Here is a 17,807-nt window from a genome sequence, read left to right as displayed (position 1 = left end):
GCCGGGTCGGCAGCCGGTTCAGGGGGTCTGCTGCGTCCCCGTCGTGTCGAGTGCTGCGATGCTGTACGCGGCGTAGGTGCGGTGCGGGTCGCGGCCGCGGAAGTACCCCGTCAGCTGCTCGTCGAGCTCCGCCGGGGTGAAGGTGCCGTCCGCGGCCGTGAACTTCTTCTCCACGGTGGGCGGGGCAAGCAGGGCGACCATGTCGCCGTAGACGACGAAGACCTGCCCGTTGATCTCGTCGGCGGCCGGTGACGCCAGGTGCCCGACCAGGGTGGCGACGCGCTCTGGAGCCATGATGTCGAGGCCGCCCGGCGCGGTCGCGCCCTCGCCGAAGGCGTCGGCGGTCATGGCGGTGCGGGCCCGGGGGCAGATCGCGTTGGCGCGCACTCCGTAGCGGCCCAGGCCCTGCGCGGTGGCCAGGGTCAGCGCGGTGATTCCGGCCTTGGCCGCGGAGTAGTTCGGCTGGCCGGCCGAGCCGAACAGGAATGCCTCGGAGGAGGTGTTGACGACGCGGCCGTAGACCGGAGCGCCGGTTGCCTTGCTCGTCGCGCGCCAGTGCACGGCCGCGGCGCGGGACACGGCGGCGTGGCCCTTGAGGTGGATCCGGATGACGTCGTCCCAGTCGGACTCCGTGAGGTTGAACAGCATCTTGTCGCGGAGGACGCCCGCGTTGTTGACGACGATGTCCAGGCCGCCGAAGCTCTCCACTGCGGCCTGCACCAGCCTGTCGCCCATGGACCAGTCGCCGACGTCACCGGTCACCGCCAGGGCCCCGCCGCCGAGGGCCTTGATCTCGGCGGCCACGTCGTCGGCCGCCGGGCCGATGTCGTTCACCACCACGTTGGCGCCGAGCGCCGCGAGTGCCAGTGCCTCGGCGCGGCCCAGACCCGCTCCGGCACCGGTGACGACGGCGGTGCGCCCCTCCAGGGTCTTCTCCGAGGGGGTGTGCGTCGCGCTCATGCTGCCTCATTCCGTGTTGCGTCGATCCGCTGGATACACGTGCGCACCCCGGGGGTTGTCGCCGGGGTGCGCCACGCACACGAAACTAGTATTGATTTCAGTTTTTGACCGGGCGCTGTCCCGTTGAGTGGACGAAGCCGACGGAGACGGATCCGAGACCCGCGAATTCGGCCCGGTAGGTCTCCCCGGGCCTCACGTCGACGGCCTTGGTGCACGAACCCGGCAGGATCACGTGTCCGGCCTCCAGCCGCACCCCGAAGGATGCGACCTTGCGGGCCAGCCACGCGACGGCCTCGGTGGGGTCGCCGAGCACCGCGCTGGTGTTGCCCCGGGCGATCTCCGCACCGTCCCGGTACAGGACGGCGTCGATGTCGGCCGGGCTCAGCCCACCGGGCCGCACCCGGGCCGAGCCGATGATCACCCCGGCGGACGACGCGTTGTCGGCGATGGTGTCGGCGAGCCCGATGCGCCAGTCCTTGATCCGGCTGTCGATGAGTTCGAGGCTCGGGACGATGTACTCGGTCGCCGCGAGGACGTCCTCGGTGGTGCACCCCTCCCCCGGCAGGCTCCGGCCGAGTACGTATCCGATCTCGACCTCGATCCGGGGGCAGCAGTAGCGGTCGGCCTCGACGGGTGCCCCCTCGGGCAGCACCATGTCGGAGAGCAGATGGCCGTAGTCCGGCTCGTCGACGCCCATCATCTGCTGCATGACCTTCGAGGAAAGACCGACCTTGTGTCCGTGGACGGTGCGGCCCTGGGCCAGCTGTCGGCGGATGTTGATCAGCTGGATCTCGTAGGCGTCGTCGGCGTCGACACCCGGCCAGGTCGCGGTGAGCGGCTCCAGCGGACTGCGGTCCTGCTGAGCGGTCCACAGTGCCGCGGCGGCCTCGGCGCGCTGCTCGGGTTCAAGCATCGGTGTTCTCCGTCCGGTCGGGGGTGGTGCGGAATCGGGCCCGGCCGCCGGTGAGCACCGCACGGCCGTCGTCGGCCGATGCCTCGAAGCGCACTGCCGGGTCACCGGGGTTGTCCGGGCCGGGGGCCTCGGCCCAGCCGGCCAGGCCGAGGCGGTCGCCGGGGAACGCCGGTGCGGCGAACCGGGCCTCCAGCTCCACCAGTTCGGCCGGGTGCACGCCGAGGACCCCGGCCAGGGGCAGCAGGCTCGCGGCGAGCGTGCACAGCCCGTGCAGGAAAGGCCGGTCCATCCCCGCCGCCTTCGCCGCCTCCGGGTCGATGTGCATGGCGTGCCGGTCGCCGAGCAGCCGGTAGAAGGCCGCCTGCCGGGCGTGCGTGGCCACGGTCAGGGCGTGTTCGGCCGGCCGGTCCGGTCGGCGCGGGACGGACGGGCCGCGTTCGCCGCCGAATCCTCCGCAGCCCGGCGCGAAGACCGACCAGGTGGCCGTGAAACGGTCGCAGGACACCTCGACGTCGAAAACGGCGGCGGCACCCTTGTCCCGGACCGCGGAGACCCGTGCCGTGGTGGTCAGCTCACCGCTCGGCTCCAACGGGCCTCGCACGAGCAGGCGTTGGCTTCCGTGAACGGCCGTGGTGACGTCGAAGGCGCCGAGTGCTCCGAGCGCGTCGGGCGCCCACTGGGCCAGGGTCAGTGCGAAGGTGGGCAGTACCCGCAGCCGCTCCTCGTACACGAGGTCGAGCCGGTCGGCCGGGGCGCCGACCGCGAGCGCGTACAGGATCGCGTCCCGCTCGGTCCAGGAGACGGTGCGGGTGCCGAGTTCGCGGCCCTGCCACGGGGACATGGTCATCGGTCGGTTCCCAGGATCAGTCCGCTGGTGGGCACTCCGGTGCCGGCGGTGACCATCACGTGGTCGGCCTTGTCCGGCTGGTTCACCGACGTGCCGCGGACCAGCCGGACCCCCTCGGCGATGCCGTTCATGCCGTGCAGATACGCCTCACCGAGCTGCCCGCCGTGGGTGTTGAAGGGGAGCCGGCCGCCGAGCTCCAGGTGGCCGTCGGCGATGAAGTCCTTCGCCTCACCGGGCCCGCAGAAGCCCAGTTCCTCCAGTTGCGGAAGGACCAGCGGGGTGAAGTGGTCGTAGAGGACGGCCGCGTCGATGTCGTCGGGGCCGAGACCACTCTGCCCGTACAACTGCCGTCCGACCAAACCCATTTCGGGGATCCCGGTGATCGTCGGCCGGTAGTAGCTGGTCATCATGTGCTGGTCGGCGCCGAGTCCCTGGGCCGCCGAGCGGATCACCGCGGGCGGGTGCGGCAGATCGCGGGCGCGTTCGGCGGAGACGATCACCAGGGCCTGGCCGCCGTCGGTCTCCTGGCAGCAGTCCAGCAGCCTCAGCGGCTCGGCGATCCAGCGGGAGTCGCGGTGGTCCTGGAGTGTGATGGGACGGCCGTGGAACCAGGCGGCCGGGTTGTTCGCGGCGTGCTTGCGGTCCACGACGGCGACCCTGCCGAAGTCGTCCGTGGTGGCGCCGTATTCGTGCAGATAGCGTCGGGCGAACATGGCCACCCACTGGGCGGGGGTGCTCAGCCCGAAGGGGGTCATCCAGGCGTACGCCGCCCGGTCGGCGGTGGTGTCCATGGGGCGGGCCGCCTGCCCGAGCCCGTACCGCTCGCCGGAGCGCTCGTTGAACGCCCGGTAGCAGACGACCACGTCGGCGATCCCGGTGGCCACGGCCATGGCCGCCTGCTGCACGGTGGCGCAGCCGGCTCCGCCGCCGTACCCGATACGGGAGAAGAACGTGAGCTCGCCCATTCCGGTGTTGCGGGCCACGTGGATCTCGGCGTTGGTCTCCGCGGCGAAGGTGACCAGCCCGTCGACGTCGGAGGGCTTCAGTCCCGCGTCCGCGAGGGCGGCGAGCACGGCCTCGCAGGCGAGCTGGAGTTCGCTGCGCCCGGAGTTCTTGGAGAATTCGGTGGCGCCGATACCGACCACGGCCGCGGCCCCCGACAGCGGTCGGTTTCGCGTGGTCGCCGTACTCATCGGGCCTCCCCGGGCAGTTGTACCGACACAGTCCCGACGACGTGGGCACCCAGGCCGTTGGTGCCCTTGACGGCGATGTCGACGCGGCGATCGGCGTCGGACTTCGCGGTGACCGTGCCGGTGAGGACCATGGTGTCGCCGGGGTGGTTGGGGGCGCCGAGCCGGATCCGGATGGCCTTGACAACGGATGCGGGTCCGGCCCAGCCGGTGATGTACCGGTCGACGAGGCCGTTGCTGGTCAGGATGTTCATGAAGATGTCCTCGGAGCCGCGTTCCCGGGCCAGTGCGGGGTCGTGGTGCACGTCCTGGTAGTCGCGGCTCGCGAGGGCGGTGGCGACGATCAGGGTGCGGGTGACGGGGATCGGCAGCTCGGGAAGTACGTCGCCGACGGCGACCGAGTCGTAGGTGCGGGACGGCGGGAGGGTGCCCCGGTGCGGGGTCATGAGGCCTCCGCCGCACCGGTCAGAAGGGTTCCGAGGCGTTCGAGGTCGGCGCCCGCGCCGCCCAGGGTGGTGGAGATCTGCTTGCCCCACAGGAAGTGGCGGTGCACCGGGTAGTCGGTGTCGACGCCGATGCCGCCGTGCACATGCTGGACCCGGTGCACGGTGTTCAGGCCTCCTTCGGTCGCCCACCACTTGGCGACCAGCGCGGCCCGGTCGGCTTCCCCCTCGTCGAAGGGCTCCGACAGTGCGTCCACCGCCTGCCACAGCGTGACCCGCATCGCCTCGATGTCGATGTAGCAGTCGGCGAGCTGGTGCTGCACGGCCTGGAAGGTGGCGAGCGGGCGGCCGAACTGCTCGCGCTCGCGCAGGTGCCCCGCCGCGTGGCCCAGCGCCCCGTCGGCCACGCCGGCCTGGACGGCGGCCAGAGCGACGGAGGCGCTCCGCACGAGGTGCGCGGCGGCCCCGTCGCCCGGCGTGCCGACGGGCTCGGCCGGAGCGTCATGCAGGGTGAGGTGGGCACTCATGTCATGGCTCGTCGTCTCGGCGTACTCCCATCCGACGCCCGTGGCGTCCGAGGCGACCAGGAAGAGGCCGGGCCCGGCACCGGTCGCGGCCGTCACCAACACGTGGCGCGCACCGGCGGGCGCGGGCACCACGGCCTTGACCCCACCGATGCGCCATCCCGGTCCGTCGGCGACCGCAGCCGCGCGGGGCGTCAGGGGGTCTGCGGGGCCGAACTCCTCCAGGGCGACGGTCAGCCGGGCCGTGCCGTCCATGAGGTCCGGCAGCAGGTGCGCCCGCTGCACTCCGGTTCCGTACGCGGCGACGGTGAGCGCACCGGTCAGCGCGGGCCACAGCGGCACCGGGGCCACACGCCGTCCCTGTTCCTCCAGGAGGACGCAGAGCCCGGCCATGCCGAGTCCCGCTCCGCCGTCCTGTTCGGGCAGGACGGCCGCGAGCAGCCCGGCCGCGGCGAGGTCGGCCCACAGCTGTTCGTCGACCCGGCTCTCCGAGGTCTCGACCTCACGCAGCCGCTCCGGCGTGACGCGGTCGGTGAGGATCTCGCGCGCCAGGTCACGGACTGCTTCGAGCTCTTCTCCCAGGGAGAAATCCATCAGGGCGCCTCCATCGGGGCGGGCCGGAACACCGGCAGGGTCAGATCGGGGTCGGCGTCGAGCCAGTCGAGGACCACGGGCATGCCGATGGTGACCTCGTCGGGGGCGACGCCTGTCAGGTTGGCGATGAGCCGGGTGCCTTCGGCGAGTGCGACAACGGCGACGAGGTAGGGCGAGCCGAAGGCCGGGTGCCGCGGATGGTGGTTCACGACGAAGCTGTAGACGTGGCCGTGGCCGGCCGCCTCGACGGTGTCCCACTCCAGCGAGCCGCACTCGGGGCAGCACGGGCCCGGGGGGTGACGCAGTACGGAACAGGCGGCGCAGCGCTGGATGAGCAGCCGGTGCTGCCGCGCGCCCTCGAAGAAGAACGCGTTGTCACGATTGACCGCGGGGCGCGGTCGCAGAGCGGGGGCGGGGGCCGGTGCCTCTGCGGGCGCGGGCCGGAACCTCAGTGTCCGCCACCGCTGGGTGGCCACGGTCGCGCCGTGCTGGTCGGTGTAGGTCTTGAGAGTGGTGACGAACCGTCCGGTGCCGAGGCCGGTCCTCTTCTCCGCCGAGACCGACTCGACGCTCTCGCGTACGGCGATGTGGTCGCCCGGTTCCAGTTCCCGCAGGAAGGTGAACTCGGAGTCGGTCGCCACCACGGAGGTGTAGCCACCCTCGTCGAGGAGGGCGACCAGTTCGTCGAAGCCGTCCGCGCCACCGGTCCGCGGGGCGACGGTGGCGGCGTAACCGCGCATCGTCCATGCCTGGACCATCGACGCGGGTGCCACCACTGTGCGCCGGCCGGTGGCCCGGGCCGCCTCGGCGTCGGTGTACACCGGGTTGGTGTCCCCCATCGCCTCGGCCCAGTGCCGGATCATCGGCTGATTGACCGGGTCCTGTGCCGGTGTGGAGGCGCGCAGTTCGCGCCCGGTGAAGGCCCGCAGCCGCTCCTCGTACCCCTCCTGCGGCTGCTCCTCGACGCCCCGCCGGGACGGCTTGCCCTGCCCGGTCATGCGCCACGCCCCTTGCGCGGCAGCCCGAGCCCCTGGGTGGCGACCATGTCGCGCAGGATCTCGTTGACGCCGCCGCCGAAGGTGTTCACGATGCCCTGGCGGGAGAGCTGTTCGACCTGCCCTGCGAGGACGGCACCCGGCGACTCGGGCCGGATACGGCCTGCGGCACCGAGGATCTGGGTCAGCCCGCGCTGGACGTCGATGTGGGTCTCGGTGCCGTACGCCTTGGCGGCGCCCGCGTCGGCGCCGGTCAGCGCGTCGCGGGCGACGGCGGATGTCATCTTCCAGTTCATCAGCCGCATCGCCTCCAGCCGGGCGTACGTACGCGCGAACTCCTGCCGCACCCACGGGATGTCGGCCGTGCCGTTCTCCCTGGCCCAGTCCAGGACCCGTTCCCACAGCTGGATCATCCGGCCGCCGAGGGCGGCGAGTCCGATGCGTTCGTGGTTCAGCTGGGCGGTGATCAGCCGCCAGCCGCCGTCCACGTCGCCGACCACGTCGGCGGCCGGAACACGCACTCCGCTGTAGTACGTCGCGGTGACGACCATGCCGCCGACGGTGCGGATGGGGCTCCAGGAGAAACCGTCGTCGGCGGTGGGCACGATCAGGATGGAGATGCCCTTGTGCTTGGGGGCATCCGGGTCGGTGCGGGCGGCGAGCCACACGTAGTCGGCGGTGTTGGCGCCGCTGGTGAAGATCTTGCTGCCGTCGACGACGTACGTGTCGCCGTCCCGGACCGCGCGGGTGGTCAGCGAGGCGAGGTCGGTGCCGGCTCCGGGCTCCGTGTAGCCGATCGCGAACACGATGTCGCCGGAGAGAATGCCGGGCAGGAACCGCTTCCTGTGTTCCTCGGAGCCGTACGCCATCAGGGTCGGGCCGACGGTGTTGACCGTGACGAACGGGAACGGCAGGCCGGCCCGTTGGACCTCGTCGAAGAAGACGTACTGGTCCTGGACCGAACGGCCCTGGCCGCCGTACTCGGTGGGCCAGCCGATGCCCAGCCAGCCGTCGGAGCCGAGCCGTTTGACGACCGCGCGGAAGCGGTCACCGCCCACGCCCTCCTCGCCGACGCGACGGCGTTCGTCCTCGGGCATCAGGCCCGAGAAGTACGCCCGCAGTTCCCGCCGCAGCTCCTGGTGCGCGGCGCTCTCGCGCAGTTGCATGTGTGGTTCTCCTCGGTTGTCGCCGCGGTGGTCGTCGCAGGGAAGGGTGCTGATGTCCCCTCAGGGAAGGAAACGTCCGCGCCCGTTGGTCAGGAACTCGCCGCGCAGGGCGGCCTTGTCCTCGTCGGTCATCGGCGTGTACGCGGGCCGGCCCCGGCCGGCCCAGCGGTACACCGGGTCGTCGGTGCGCCAGCCGTCGAGTTGCATCTCCTTCTTGCGCAGCTTGTTGGAGCCGGTGGTCGGCAGCGCGTGCGAGACGCGGACGAAGCGGGGGGCTCCCTTGGTGCCCAGGTCCTCCTGGCGGTCCAGGAAGCCGGGCAGGTCCAGGTCCTCGAAGCGGGTACCGGCGGCGATCTCGACGGCGGCCATGACCTGGTCGCCCGAGCGTGGGTCGGGTACACCGAAGACTCCGGCGGCGACGACCCCGGGGTGCCTGCGCAGGATGCGTTCGGTGAGCAGGGCGGATATGTTCTCGCCGTCGACGCGGATCCAGTCGCCGGAGCGGCCCGCGAAGTAGAAGTAGCCGGCCTCGTCGACGTATCCGAGGTCGCCGGTCCAGTACCAGCCGTGCCGGACGCGTTCGGCGTTCGCCGCCTCGTTGTTGTAGTAGCCCTCGAAGCGGGCGGCGCCCTCGGTGTCGACGATCTCCCCGATGGCCTCCTCCGGGTTGCGCACCCGGCCGTAGGAGTCGAGTACGGCGGGCGGGCAGGTGGTCCGATTCGTGGGATGCACGATGCGGACGCCGTCGCGGGCCGGCATGCCGAGCGCGCCCGTGGGCGCGTCGGGGACCCGCTTGAGCATGCCGGCTCCCTCGCTGGAGCCGTATCCCTCGATGAGACGGCAGCCGAAGCGCTCCCGGAACCGGGTCACGTCCTCGGGCGAGGCCTCGGTGCCGAAGGCGTGGGTGAGCCGGTTGTCGGCGTCCTGAGCGGTCTCCGGGCGGGCCAGGACGTAGCCGATCGCCTTGCCGACGTAGGTGAAGAAGGTGGCCCCGAAGTACCGCACGTCCGGGAGGAATCCGGAGGCGGAGAACGAGGGGGTGAGGGCGATGGTGGCGCCCGCGCTGAGGGCGGGGGCCCACAGCGCCATCAGGGCGTTTCCGTGGAACAGCGGCATCGGGCAGTAGCAGGTGTCCTTGCGGGTGATGTCGTACTTGGCGCTGTTGGAGACGCCGAGCGCGGCGAGCCGGCCCTGCGAGCAGATCGCCGCCTTCGACGTGCCGGTGGTGCCGGAGGTCAGGAGCAGCAGCATCCGGGTGGCGGCGGTGACGTCGGGGGCGCGCACGGGAAGGCGGTCGTGTGCGGCGATGCCGGACACGTACTCCGGAGTGCCGACGACGAGGAAGCGGTCGCGGTCCACCCCCACGTCCAGACCTTCCAGCAGGGTGAGTCCCGCCCGGTCGGTGATGATCAACTGGCAGTCCGTGTGCCGTACTTCGCGCTCCAGTTCGGCGCCGCCGCGGGTCGGGTTGATACCGACGACGGCCGCGCCGGCGAGGGCGGCGGCCCCCAGCCAGAAGACGTATTCGGGTTCGTTCTCCAGGAGTACGCCGATGTGGAACGGCCCGTCGGTACGCAGTTTCCCGGCCCAGGCGGCGCGGGCCGCGCTCTCCTCGACCACTTCTCCCCAGGTCCAGGACCTGTCACGGGTCAGCAGGCCCGGGTGGTCGTCCTCGGTCCGGGCGAGCAGCAGGTCGGCAATCGTCTCGTGTGGCAACGTCGGTCCCTCTCACCCGGTGGCCGGGTCTGCCGGTGTCGGTACGGGGGCGGATCGCGCGGCGCTCCCGTGGTGATCGCGGCGCGGTTCATGGTGGTGGCCGCCGCGGTGCGGTTCATGGCGGACGTGACGCCCGCGGGGTCGCGGAGGCGGCGGCGCGGCCGGATCCGGTCCGGGCCGCGCCGGTGGCGACGCTAGCCGCGGGCGGGACGGCTCGGTCCGGACGGTCCCGCTGGCCGGGAGGGCTGCCGGGCGGGGGCTGTCCCGCCCGGTCAGCCGAAGTTGGCCTGGCCGCCGTCGAGGGGCACCGTGGCGCCCGTCAGGTAACGGGCGTCCGGGCCGCACAGCATCGCCACGGCGCGGCCGATGTCCTGCTCGCAGTCGCCGACGTACCCGAGGGGGATGGACGCGCAGAAGTCGGCGGCCTCCTCCGGATGGGCGGCCTGCCAGCCCGCGTAGGCGGGTGACACTGCGTGCGGGGCGATCGCGTTGACCCGGATGCCGTCGCGGCCCCATTCGTCGGCCGCGGCCCTGGTCAGCGAGCGCAGGGCGGACTTCGCCGCCGCGTAAGCCCCGTATGTGCTCAGGTCCCAGCGGACCATGGCGGACGTGACGAGGTTGATGACGCAACCGCCGCCGTTGCACTTCAGGTGCGGATGCGCGGCCTTCATGAAGGCGAACGCCGCGAACGGGCCGCTGTCGAAGCCCCTTTGGAACTGCTCGTCGCTCAGCGAGAGAAGCGGCCCGTAGCATCCGGTGTAGGCGTTGTTGACCAGGATGTCGATGCCACCGAAGCGCTCGGCGACATCCTCCACGACGGAGGGGATCCGGTCCGTGTCGAGTACGTCGAGAACGAACGGCTCGGCCTTCACCACCCCCCGCTCGCGCAGCAGCTCGCAGGTCGCTTCCAGCTTCGCCGCGGTCCGCCCGAGTGCGGCCACCGAGGCTCCTTCGGAGGCGAGGGCCAGAGCGATGCCCTGGCCGATGCCCTGTCCGGCACCGCTGATCACCGCGACCTTGCCGTCGAGGGTTCCCATCGTTTCGGCCTCCCTCAACTCGGCCTGGGTAGCTGTTTGTCGATGAACAGACCCGCTGCGGTGACGCAGGCGTGGCCGCCGGCCCGGATCTCGCCGACCGTACGGATCCGCGAACCATCCACGGAGATCTGGCGGCCGGTGACCGTCAGCGGCTCGAACAGCGGGGTGGGCCGCAGATAGCGCAGGGTCAGTTCCGCCGTCATGCCCGAGGGGCCGCCCCAGTGGTTGGCCACACCCAGCGTGTGGTCGAGGAGCAGCGCCGAGATCCCGCCGTGCACATGACCGGGCGGACCCTGGTAGGGCAGGTCGAGCGTGACGACTCCTTCGACGGAGCCGTCCTCCTTGCCGTGCAGGTGCAGCGGCGGTGCGAGGGCGTTCTCCGGGCCGGTGACGGGGTCGTGCCGGGTGATGCCCTCGCCGCGCCACATCTCGGCGAGGCGTGTCTCCATGGAGGACGCCTTCTCGGTGAGTCCGTCGGCGACGGCGTCGAGCCGGGCGGCGATCTCGTTCATATCGGCGCCGGTGCCGTCGCCGGCGCGCAGCAGGGCGGTGACCACCCGGCGGGCCGCGGCAACTGCCGCGTCGACACCGTCCTTGTGCGGTTCGGCGACCAGGCGGGGGCCGGTGACCGCTGCGGTGCTCTCGTCGCAGGGGATGCTCACGCCGTCACCGTCGCCGTCGCGTGGGTGAGTACGGGCGCGCCCTCGCGCTCGGGGCAGGCCGCGTGCAGCACGAGTTGCTCCGTGCCGTCGGCGGCCGGTCCCGCGCGCCATACGGAGGTGGCGAGGGACTCGCCGGGGACGAGGAGTCCGGCGAAGCGCACGGTGAGGCTCGTGAGCCGGGTGACGTCGCCGTCGAGGACGCCGTCGACGAGGGCCTTGCAGACGAGGCCGTACGAGGCGAGCCCGTGCAGGATCGGCCGGTCGAAGCCGGCCGCCCGCGCGAAGGCCGGGTCGGCGTGGAGCGGGTTGAGGTCACCGTTGAGCCGGTACCACAGGGCCTGCTGGGGGGTGGTGGCGGAGGTGAGCACGGTGTCGGCGGGACGGTCCGGAGCGGTCCAGTCCTCCGACGGGCCCGGCTCGCCGCCGAAGCCGCCCTCGCCGCGCGCCCAGATGCGGGTGGTGGACGTCCACAGCTGCTCGCCGTCGGGCCCCGTGGCCGTGGACTCCAGGACGATGAGTGCGGCTTTGCCCTTGTCCCACAGCTCGGCGACACGCGAGCTGAGCGTGGCGGTGCCCGATGCCGGCAGGGGGCGGTGGACCTGCAGGCCCTGGCCGGCGTGGAGCACGGCCCGCAGGTCGATGTCGATGCCGGGCAGGTGGAAGCCCGGTGGGCCGGACTCGCCGGCGGAGATGCCGTCGCCGGCGACCATGGCGAAGGTCGGCAGCACGCCGAGGCCGTTCTCGTAGGTCAGGTGCAGCTCGGGACCGGTGGTCGCGTCGGCACCGGCGCCCAGGCTCAGGTGGTAGAGCAGCACGTCGCGGGTGGTCCAGTGGATCTCGCGGACGGACGGGTCCGCGGTCAGGGCCTTGTCGCGGTCGATGGGCATGGTCAGCCTTTCTCGGTGGGCTCGGGGTCGCGGGGCAGGCCGAGCATGCGCTCGCCGATGATGTTGAGCTGGACCTCCGTCGTGCCGCCCGCGATGGAGAGGCAGCGGGCGTTGAGGAACTGCCAGGTGGCGTCCAGGCGTTCGCCCTCGCCGGTGAGTGCGGCGGCGCCCTGCCAGTCCATGCAGGTCTCCCAGACCCGCTGCTGGTGTTCGACGCCGAGCAGTTTGGAGACGGAAGCCTCGGCGCCGGGCTGCTGACCGGAGACGGTGCGCAGGGTGGTGCGCAGGGCGAGGACGGCGCCGGTCTGGGCGTCGCAGAGGTGGGCGCCGAGCGTGGTGAGCTGTTCGTCGTCGAGGCCGTCCGACACGGCGGCGATCTCCAGCAGGGCTTCGGCACCGGAGCCGACCGAGTCGTGGGAGAGGGCGACGCGTTCGTTGGCGAGGGTGGTCCGGGCGAGTTTCCAGCCGGCGCCCGGGGAGCCGACGAGCAGGTCGTCGGGGACGAACACCTCGTCGAGGAAGACCTCGTTGAACTCGGCGTCCCCGGTGATCTGCCGCAGCGGACGGATGTCGAGTCCGGGGCTCGTCATGTCGAGGAGGAAGTAGGAGATGCCCTTGTGCTTGGGCACGTCCGCGTCGGTCCGGGCGAGCAGGACGCCCCAGTGGGCGTCGCGGGCCATGGACGTCCACACCTTCTGCCCGGTGATCCGCCAGCCGCCGTCCACCTTCTCGGCGCGGGTGGTGAGCCCGGCGAGGTCGGATCCCGCGCCCGGTTCGCTGAACAGCTGGCACCAGATGATGTCGCCGCGCAGGCTCGGGGCGAGGAAGCGTTCCTGCTGGGTCGGGTCGCCGTGGGCGATGAGTGTGGGCACCACCCAGCCGCCGATGATCATGTCGACAGGGGTGAGGTCCGCGGCCCGCAGCTCCTCGGCGATGACGAGCTGGTCCACCGGGCCGGCGCCCTTGCCCCAGGGGGCCGGCAGGTGCGGTGCGGTGTAGCCGTGGTCGGCGAGGTGGGTGAGCCGTTCCTTGCCGTCCAGGGCGGCGGCCGCACGCAGTTCGGCGCGGATGTCCTCGCGTACGGTCTCGGCCTCCGGCGGCAGCTCCACGCCCAGGGTGCGGCGGGTGCCGTCCAGGGCGAGGCGGGCGACACGGCGGCGCCAGACGGCGGCCGGGCCGAGGGCGATCCGGAGCGTCTGGGCGCGGCGCAGCGCGAGGTGCGCGTCGTGCTCCCAGGTGAAGCCGATGCCGCCGAGTACCTGGATGCAGTCCTTGGCGACGGCGAACGCGGCGTCGACGCCGACCGCTGCGGCGACCGCGGCGGCCAGCGTCGCCTCCTCCGGGTTCCCGGCGCCGTGTGCGCGGGCGGCGTCCCAGGCGCAGGCGCGGGCCTGTTCGGCCTGGGCGAGCATGCGGGCGCAGCGGTGCTTGACGCCCTGGAACTGGCCGATGCGGCGGCCGAACTGCTCGCGCACCCGGGCGTATTGCGCGGCGGTGGTCACACAGCGGTCGGCGAGCCCGGCGGCTTCGGCGGCGAACAGCGTCGCGGCGAGATCCCCGGGCGTCCGCGGGTCGAGGTCCAGCAGATCGGCGGCGGGAACCGGCACCGACCGCACGGTCACCCGGGACGAGCGCCGGGTCAGGTCGTGGCTGCGGACGTCGGTGGTGTCCACGGCGGCGCGGGGCAGCACCAGCCAGGTGGTCCGGCCGTTGTCGGACGCGGGCAGCACGAACACGTCGGCGAGGTGTCCTCCGATCACGAGTTCCGAGGTGCCGGTGACCGTGACGCCGCCGTCGGCGGCACGGGCCAGGGCGAGGGTGCCGGGGGCGAGCCCCACCGCACCGAGGGTGGTGCCGACGGCGAGCGGGGCGAGGTAGGTCCGGTGTCCGGCGGCGTGCAGGACGGCCGAGGCGAGGGTCGTCGGCAGGAAGGGGCCCGGTGCTGTGGCTCGGCCCAGTTCCTCGGTGACGACGGCGAGTTCGACGAGTCCGTACCCGGCGCCGCCGTCCTCCTCCGGCAGGTGCAGTCCGAGGACGCCCTGTTCGGCGAGGCCGCTCCAGTGGGCGGGGAGGGTCTCCCTCTCGGCGTCGGCCGCCGCGCGGAGGGTGTCCTCGGTGATGTGCCGGTTGACGAAGGCGCGTACGGCGTCGCGCAGGTCCAGGTGTTCCTGGGTGAGTCCGATGGTCATGGCTCGCCCCTCAGATGCGTTCGATGACGGTGGCGGTCGCGTGCGCCCCGCCGGCGCACATGGTGATCAGCGCGGTGGACCTGCCCGTGCGCTCCAACTCGTACAGGGCCTGGGTGATGAGCCGGGCACCGGTGGAGCCGACGGCGTGACCGAGCGCGATGGCGCCGCCGTTGACGTTGACCTTGTCCATGTCGGCCTTGTGGACCTGCGCCCAGGACAGGACGACGGAGGCGAAGGCCTCGTTGATCTCGACGAGGTCGATGTCGGCGAGGGTCATCCCGGCGGTGCGCAGAACCCGTTCGGTGGCGGCGACGGGTCCGTCGAGGTGGTAGTACGGGTCGGAGCCGACCATGGCGGAGGCCACGATCCGGGCGCGGGGGCGCAGCCCTTCGCGGGCGGCGCGCTCCCGGCTCATGAGCAGGACGGCGGCGGCGCCGTCGCTGATCTGGGAGGAGTTGCCGGCGGTGTGAATGCCTTCGGGAAGTACGGGCCGCAGGGCGGCCAGTGCCTCGGGGGTGGTGTCGCGCAGCCCCTGGTCGCGGCTGACGAGGGCGGTCTCACCGGTGGGCCCCTCGGGGCCGAGAACGGGGGCCCGGACGTCGATGATCTGCCCGTCGAACCGGCCCTCGGCCCAGGCGCGGGCGGCCTTCTGCTGGGAGACGAGGCCGAGGGCGTCCGCATCGGCCCTGGTGATGCCCCGGTTGCGGGCGATGCGTTCGGCGGCGGTGAACTGGTCGGGCATGTCCAGTTCCCAGCTGTCCGGCGCCGGGGAGCCGTTGTCGGGGGTGAGCGCGGCTCCGAGGAAGACGCGGCTCATGGACTCGACGCCGCAGCCGATGCCGGCCTCGATGGCGCCGGAGGCGATCAGCCCCGCGACCAGGTGCACGGCCTGCTGGGACGATCCGCAGGCGCAGTCGATGGTGGTGCACGCGGTGGTGCAGGGCAGTCCCGCGTGCAACCAGGCGTTGCGGGTGACGTTGTTGGACTGCTCACCGGCCTGGGTGACACAGCCCCCGATGACCTGCTCCACGCTGTCGGGGGCCATGCCGGCCCGGGCCAGCAGGCCCTTCTGGGCGAGCCCGAGGAGTTCTGCCGGGTGGAGCCCCGACAGGACGCCACGGCGCCGGCCGACCGGTGTGCGCGCGGCTTCGACGATGACGGCCTCGGTCATGGCTCTCCATAAGGGTGTGAGGGGCCCGTTGGGCCGGGACACTGATGAATCGAAAATTAGAATTCATTCTCGAAACAAGCAAGAGTCAGTCCCGCTCAGTGGCCCGGCGATTCCATGGGCCGGTCGCTGCGTCAGATGTGGGATCCGCCGTCGACCCGGAGCTCCGCCCCGGTGAGGTGGCCCGCGTCCCGGGACGCCGCGAAGGCGATCACCCCGGCTATCTGCTCGGGCTGCGCGGCGCCGAACGGTGCGCGGATCCGCGCGTAGTACGAGGCGTCGAGATCCGGCGGCAGCACGTGCGGCCCCACCAGCGGGGTGGCGACGGAGCCGGGCGACACGGGCACGACCCGGATGCCGCGGTGCGCGACCTCGGCGGCCAGGGACAGCGAGAAGCCGAGGACCGCCCCCTTGGAGGCGGCGTACGCGGTCATGTACGGGTTCCCGTGGGCTGCGGCCGACGACGCGACGTTGACGATGACGCCCGAGCCGTCCGGCAGATGGGGCAGCGCCTCCCGGCAGAACAGTGCCGTGCCCACCGTGTTGACCGCGAAGAGCCGCTCCATGTCGGCCGCGGTCGGAGTCGTCCGGTGGATTCCCGCCACATTGACCAGGACGTCGAGGCCGCCGAGGCTCTCGGCCGCGGCCCGGACGCTCGCCACCACCGCGTCCTCGTCGGCGACATCGGCGACCCGGGTCACGATCCGCCCCGGCCCGTCAGCCGCCGCGGCGGTGTCCGCCAGGCCCCCGTGCGCGAGATCCACGGCGAACACGGCCGCCCCCTCGGACACGAGGCGCAGCGCTGTCGCCCGCCCGATCCCCGATCCTGCCCCGGTGAGCAGGACCTTCACGCCGTCGAATCGGTTCATCACGGGCTCCTTCGCAGTGGCTGCCGGTGGACAGGGCGGGGCACGGTACTCGCGGCCGACGGCATCGCGAAGCCCCGGTCCCACCGACCGGGACGGGCCCTCGACCGGCCCCGGAGGACCGGTTCCGGTCAGTGGGACTCCCCCGGCCCGGCACCGGCGCGCGGGCCTACCGTCCGGGAACCTGGAAACCATGCGTCCTTAAGGGGATGAGAGAACGTGAGCGCAGTCGAGTCAGCACCCGACGAGGTCAGGGCCATCGAAGCCGCAGCGGCACCCACGCGTTTCGCGCGCGGCTGGCACTGCCTGGGGCTCGCGGATAAGTACAGGGACGGGAAGCCGCACTCGGTCCGGGCGTTCGGCCAGAAGCTCGTGGTGTTCCAGGCGGGCGACGGCACCCTCAGCGTCCTGGACGCCTACTGCCGCCACATGGGCGGTGACCTCTCGCAAGGAACCGTCAAGGGCAATGAGGTCGCCTGCCCGTTCCACGACTGGCGCTGGGGCGGTGACGGCCGCTGCAAGCAGATCCCGTACTCCAAGCGGGTGCCGCTGCGGGCCCGCACGGCATCCTGGACGACGCTGGACCAGGACGGCCTGCTCTTCGTCTGGAACGACCCGGAGGGCAATCCTCCGCCCGCCGACGTGGCCATCCCCAGGATCGAGGGCGCGACGAGCGACGAGTGGACCGACTGGCTCTGGTACGAGACCACCATCGACGCCAACTGCCGCGAAGTCGTGGACAACGTCGTGGACATGGCCCACTTCTTCTACGTCCACTACTCCTTCCCGACGTTCTTCAAGAACGTCTTCGAGGGCCACACCGCCACCCAGCACATGCGCGCGACCGGCCGTCCCGATGCCCGCCCCCAGGAACAGGGCGACAAGCCGAAGACCACCGGCAGCAACTCGCTGGCCTCCTACCACGGCCCGTCCTTCATGATCGACGACCTCACCTACCACTTCGACACCGGTGACCAGCATGCGGTCCTGATCAACTGTCACTATCCGGTCGATGCCGACAGGTTCGTGCTCCAGTACGGCATCATCGTCAAGCGGTCACCGTCGATGTCGGGCAGCGAGGCCGACGAACTCGCGGCGGGAATGGCCCAGTTCATCAAGCTCGGCTTCGAGCAGGACATCCGGATCTGGCAGAACAAGGCCCGCATCGACAACCCCCTGCTCTGCGAAGAGGACGGGCCGGTCTACCAACTGCGGCGCTGGTACGAGCAGTTCTACGTGGACGTGGCCGATGTGAAGCCGGAGATGACGGACCGCTTCGAGTTCGAGCTGGACACCACACGCCCCGTCGAGGCATGGCAGAAGGAGGTCGAGGCGAACCTCGCCCGCAGGGCCGCCGTCGCCGAGGGCCGGCCGGCCTGATGCGGGTCGACAACCGGCTCGCCGACGGAGCGCCGATGCGGCCGCTGGCGTGCGAACGCTGCACCGCGCAGGTGCTGGTACGCAAGAGCAGCTGGCAGCAGACGAGTGTGCAGTGGAACGGCAGGGCGGTGGCTCTCTGCGCCGAGCGCGAGGGAGCCGGTGCGGCCTTCGAGGGCTGCGGATCCCTGCGTGACACGATCCGCGAGGCCGCGCTGCGGGGCACGATCGCACTCGTGGACGGCGGCGGCGCCTGACCTCGGCACGCAGCAA

The 17,807-nt window shown here is 72.0% G+C and carries 17 protein-coding genes; 2 read left to right on the top strand and 15 right to left on the bottom strand.

Annotated elements, in window-relative coordinates:
* Positions 1-18: 18 nt before the first annotated feature.
* The 15 genes from GA0115254_RS06515 to GA0115254_RS06445 form a co-directional block, all read right to left on the bottom strand.
* Complete coding sequence (locus GA0115254_RS06515; RefSeq protein ID WP_093894330.1) at positions 19-960, bottom strand: 3-oxoacyl-ACP reductase; 942 nt, start codon at positions 958-960, stop codon at positions 19-21.
* A gap of 97 nt (positions 961-1,057) precedes the next feature.
* Positions 1,058-1,873, bottom strand: coding sequence for a 2-keto-4-pentenoate hydratase (locus GA0115254_RS06510; RefSeq protein WP_093894329.1), 816 nt, complete (start codon positions 1,871-1,873; stop codon positions 1,058-1,060).
* A complete protein-coding gene (locus GA0115254_RS06505) occupies positions 1,866-2,720 on the bottom strand; it encodes a MaoC/PaaZ C-terminal domain-containing protein (protein WP_093894328.1) in 855 nt (284 codons plus the stop codon). Before GA0115254_RS06505 ends, GA0115254_RS06510 begins: the two co-directional genes overlap by 8 nt.
* Positions 2,717-3,913, bottom strand: coding sequence for a lipid-transfer protein (locus GA0115254_RS06500; RefSeq protein WP_093894327.1), 1,197 nt, complete (start codon positions 3,911-3,913; stop codon positions 2,717-2,719). The genes GA0115254_RS06505 and GA0115254_RS06500 overlap by 4 nt, the downstream gene beginning before the upstream one ends.
* Positions 3,910-4,356: a MaoC family dehydratase gene (locus tag GA0115254_RS06495; RefSeq protein WP_093894326.1), complete on the bottom strand. Its 447-nt coding sequence runs from the start codon at positions 4,354-4,356 to the stop codon at positions 3,910-3,912. The genes GA0115254_RS06500 and GA0115254_RS06495 overlap by 4 nt, the downstream gene beginning before the upstream one ends.
* Entirely contained in the window at positions 4,353-5,471 is a 1,119-nt protein-coding gene (locus GA0115254_RS06490) for an acyl-CoA dehydrogenase family protein (RefSeq protein WP_093894325.1), read from the bottom strand. The genes GA0115254_RS06495 and GA0115254_RS06490 overlap by 4 nt, the downstream gene beginning before the upstream one ends.
* Entirely contained in the window at positions 5,471-6,469 is a 999-nt protein-coding gene (locus GA0115254_RS06485; RefSeq protein WP_093894324.1) for a bifunctional MaoC family dehydratase N-terminal/OB-fold nucleic acid binding domain-containing protein, read from the bottom strand. Before GA0115254_RS06485 ends, GA0115254_RS06490 begins: the two co-directional genes overlap by 1 nt.
* The gene (locus GA0115254_RS06480) at positions 6,466-7,632 is read right to left on the bottom strand and encodes an acyl-CoA dehydrogenase family protein (protein ID WP_093894323.1); all 1,167 of its coding nucleotides are present in this window, start codon (positions 7,630-7,632) and stop codon (positions 6,466-6,468) included. Before GA0115254_RS06480 ends, GA0115254_RS06485 begins: the two co-directional genes overlap by 4 nt.
* Positions 7,633-7,692: 60 nt before the next feature.
* Positions 7,693-9,348, bottom strand: a complete 1,656-nt coding sequence (locus GA0115254_RS06475; RefSeq protein ID WP_093894322.1) for a steroid-22-oyl-CoA synthetase — start codon at positions 9,346-9,348, stop codon at positions 7,693-7,695.
* A 272-nt stretch (positions 9,349-9,620) separates the two neighbouring features.
* Positions 9,621-10,385 carry an SDR family NAD(P)-dependent oxidoreductase gene (locus GA0115254_RS06470; protein WP_093894321.1) on the bottom strand — a complete coding sequence of 255 codons (765 nt, stop codon included), beginning with the start codon at positions 10,383-10,385 and terminating at the stop codon, positions 9,621-9,623.
* A gap of 14 nt (positions 10,386-10,399) precedes the next feature.
* Positions 10,400-11,047, bottom strand: coding sequence for a PaaI family thioesterase (locus GA0115254_RS06465; protein WP_093894320.1), 648 nt, complete (start codon positions 11,045-11,047; stop codon positions 10,400-10,402).
* Positions 11,044-11,934 (bottom strand): MaoC/PaaZ C-terminal domain-containing protein, encoded by an 891-nt coding sequence (locus tag GA0115254_RS06460; RefSeq protein ID WP_093894319.1) that lies wholly within the window; start codon positions 11,932-11,934, stop codon positions 11,044-11,046. The genes GA0115254_RS06465 and GA0115254_RS06460 overlap by 4 nt, the downstream gene beginning before the upstream one ends.
* A 2-nt stretch (positions 11,935-11,936) precedes the next feature.
* A complete protein-coding gene (locus GA0115254_RS06455; RefSeq protein ID WP_093894318.1) occupies positions 11,937-14,123 on the bottom strand; it encodes an acyl-CoA dehydrogenase in 2,187 nt (728 codons plus the stop codon).
* A 10-nt stretch (positions 14,124-14,133) separates the two neighbouring features.
* Entirely contained in the window at positions 14,134-15,294 is a 1,161-nt protein-coding gene (locus tag GA0115254_RS06450; RefSeq protein WP_093894317.1) for a steroid 3-ketoacyl-CoA thiolase, read from the bottom strand.
* Between the two features lie 131 nt (positions 15,295-15,425).
* A complete protein-coding gene (locus GA0115254_RS06445; protein ID WP_093894316.1) occupies positions 15,426-16,160 on the bottom strand; it encodes an SDR family NAD(P)-dependent oxidoreductase in 735 nt (244 codons plus the stop codon).
* Positions 16,161-16,376: 216 nt separating this feature from the next.
* Between GA0115254_RS06445 and GA0115254_RS06440 the strand changes: the two genes are divergently transcribed.
* Together GA0115254_RS06440 and GA0115254_RS06435 are read left to right on the top strand one after the other, a co-directional pair.
* Complete coding sequence (locus GA0115254_RS06440; RefSeq protein ID WP_093894315.1) at positions 16,377-17,537, top strand: Rieske 2Fe-2S domain-containing protein; 1,161 nt, start codon at positions 16,377-16,379, stop codon at positions 17,535-17,537.
* Complete coding sequence (locus tag GA0115254_RS06435) at positions 17,537-17,791, top strand: ferredoxin (protein ID WP_256102424.1); 255 nt, start codon at positions 17,537-17,539, stop codon at positions 17,789-17,791. Before GA0115254_RS06440 ends, GA0115254_RS06435 begins: the two co-directional genes overlap by 1 nt.
* The last annotated feature ends 16 nt before the right edge of the window (positions 17,792-17,807 follow it).

It is taken from the genome of Streptomyces sp. Ncost-T10-10d (genome assembly GCF_900091955.1).
Lineage (GTDB): Bacteria > Actinomycetota > Actinomycetes > Streptomycetales > Streptomycetaceae > Streptomyces.
This window is presented reverse-complemented; position numbering and strand designations above follow the sequence as displayed.